Source organism: Clostridia bacterium (assembly GCA_019683875.1).
Lineage (GTDB): Bacteria > Bacillota > Sulfobacillia > RBS10-35 > Bu92 > Bu92.
In genome coordinates, this window is sequence record JADGHN010000181.1 from 1 (window position 1) to 2,614 (window position 2,614).

3 protein-coding genes are annotated in these 2,614 nt (G+C 73.9%); 1 reads left to right on the top strand and 2 read right to left on the bottom strand.

Translation table 11 applies throughout. The features are described from left to right. Positions 1-417 (bottom strand): DUF84 family protein (locus tag IRZ18_09630; GenBank protein ID MBX5477366.1); only part of this gene is annotated, 417 nt, incomplete at its 3' end. 96 nt (positions 418-513) lie between these two features. Between IRZ18_09630 and IRZ18_09635 the strand changes: the two genes are divergently transcribed. Further along, the gene (locus IRZ18_09635) at positions 514-1,659 is read left to right on the top strand and encodes an S-layer homology domain-containing protein (GenBank protein ID MBX5477367.1); all 1,146 of its coding nucleotides are present in this window, start codon (positions 514-516) and stop codon (positions 1,657-1,659) included. Here the strand turns inward: IRZ18_09635 and queG are convergent. Beyond that, on the bottom strand, positions 1,653-2,614 hold a 962-nt coding region (gene queG, locus IRZ18_09640), incomplete at its 5' end, for a tRNA epoxyqueuosine(34) reductase QueG (protein MBX5477368.1). The two genes, IRZ18_09635 and queG, sit on opposite strands and share 7 nt — an antisense overlap.

Sequence of the window (2,614 nt, forward strand, 5' to 3'; positions counted from 1 at the left end):
GCGCCAGGCGTGAACCGCCTCGGCGAGCGTCATGCCCTCGCGCAGGCGCGCGGCCAGCGCGCGCGGGAGCGGAAAGCGGGGGCCCTCCGCCCACCCGGTGCGTCCGGACGCGTCCCGGGCGACGACGACGTTCACCACCCACGGCGTGGCTCCCCGCCAGACGATGCCGCTCTCCAGCCCGAAACCGACGGCGGCGCCGGCGGCGTCGCGGGCCTGACGCGCGCGCGCGGCGGCGCCGCGCCGCGTCTGCGCGAGGCCGACCGGCTGCGCCGGCACGCCGGATGAGACGGCCACAGCGACGACCTCGGCCCGCGGCCAGAGCAGTGCCGCCGCTTGGGCGACGGCCTCAACCTTTGCGCGGCGCTCACTGCCCACCGCGATCCGAATGCTCTGCGTTGGCTCCACGTCCTGAGGCATGATCGCACCGACGGCCCCCTTGCCATACATTGCTAGTCTAACAACCCCCAGGAAATTGGGAATCCTGGCGAATTCATTCCACAGGGAGGTCGCGACATGCGCGAACGCTTTTGGAGGGCATTGTTCGGCGCCGGGACGGCCGTCGTGGTCCTGTGCCTCGGGGCGCCGGCAACCGGCTCGAGCGTCACGCCGCAGGTCGTCTTGCATCGCGCGGGCCCCGCGCTGGACCAGGCCGGCGTCGGCTTCGACCTGGCCGCCGACCCGCCGCCTCAGGAGTCTTCGTCGTCCAACGGCGCCTCCGGATCCATCCCATCCGAATCTTCCCCTTCCGAATCGGCACCATCGGAGACCGTTCCCGGATGGCCGTTCACCGACCTCGATCCCGACACGTCCGGCGCCGACGCCGTCATGGACCTCTACCGGCACGGCATCGTGAAGGGCGTCGGGCAGGGCCGTTTCGAGCCCCAGCGCCCGGTCACGCGCGCGGAGTTCACCAAGCTGGTGCTGCTTTGCCTGGGCATCCAGCCGGCTCGCGGCTTTCGCGAACCGTTCGGCGACGTCCCGGATCAGGGCTGGTCCGCCCCCTACGTCACGGCGGCGTGGAGGCTGGGCATCGTCCAGGGTGACAGCAGCGACCGCTTCCGGCCGGACGCTCCGGTCACCAACGAGGAGATGGCCGTGATCGCGTGGCGCGCCGAGAACAAGAAGGGCAAGCGCGGGCGGCCCAGCGGGATCGCGGATGCCGCTGAGATCCACTCCTGGGCGGTGCCCGCGGTGGCGGACGCGGTGGCCCGCGGGCTCCTTGTGCCGGACGCCTCCGGCCGCCTGCATGCGCGGGACGCGGCGACGCGCCTCTCCGCCGCCGTCTTCGCCGACCGCCTTCTCCAGGACCGCACGGACGCGGGCGGGACGGCCCAGGTGGCGACCGTCGACGGGCAGACGTTCCCCTATCTCAAGAGCTGGACCATGCAAGCCTCTGCCTACAGCAGCAGCGAGCCCGGCATCGGGGACCGCACGACCACAGGCCTGCCGGTCCGCGACGGCATTGTCGCCGTCGATCCGAGCGTGATCCCCTTGGGGTCTTACGTGTACGTGGAGGGGTACGGCTTCGCGCTCGCGGCCGACACCGGCGGTTCGATCAAGGGGGCGCGCATCGACGTGTACATCGACGCGCCGGCCAAGGTGGTGCAACGCTTCGGCGTCAAGAAGCGCAAGGTCTACCTGATCGCCGCGCCTCACTGAAGGCGCTGTTCACAGGCGGCGAGCGCGGCCCGCAACGCGCCTTGCACGGTCGGATCGCGCTCTTCGCGCATGCGCGCCTCCAGCGCCGCGCGGGCCGCGGCGGCGTCCGGCCACTGGGCGACGGCCCACGCCGCGTGGCGCCGGATGTCCGGGCGGCCGGAGTCCAGCCCCTGGCGCAGCGCCTGCCACACCTCGCGCCGGACGCTCGCGCCGGCGTCGCGGGCGCGCGTGCGGCTCCAGTTTCCCAGGGCCACGAGCGCGTTGCGCTGGACGACGTGACGGCCCCGCCACGCGGCGGCGCTCTGGCCCCAGCGGCGGCGGAAGGCTCCCTTGCCGAGCCGCGCGAGAGATGCCAGGTCTGGGCGCACCCCCGGGCCGAGGCGCGGCGAGAGCGCCGTCGGCCCGGAGCGGGCGACGGCGTCCACCCGCAGCGGGCCGTTGTGCGGGCAGACGTCCTGGCACACGTCGCAGCCCCAGACCCACAGCCCCATGGCGCGCCGTTGCGCTTCGGGGATGTCGTCCCTGCGCTGGGTGGCGTACGAGATGCAGCGCGTCGTGTCGACGGCGCCGCCTTCGGCCAAGGCGCCCGTGGGGCAGGCGCGCAGGCAGCGGTCGCAGCCGAGGCACGGATCGAACGGCTCTGGCCGGCTGGGCGCCAGCGGCGCGTCCGTCAGCACGAGCGCGAGAAAGATCCACGTGCCTGCGCCGGGCACGATGAGCAAGCCGTTCCGCCCGATCTTCCCCAGGCCCGTCGCGGCGGCGAACGCGCGCTCGGCGAGCGGGCCCGTGTCCGCCTGCCACCACGACCGGTATCCGTGCGCGGCGATGAACGCGGCGATCGCCCGCGCCCGCCAGGCGAGCAGGCGGTGGTAGTCGTGGCCGGCCGCGTAACGGGACACCCGCCCACGCGGGCGGGCGGGCAGCGTGGCCGGGTCGGACGGCCCGGACGGCGCCG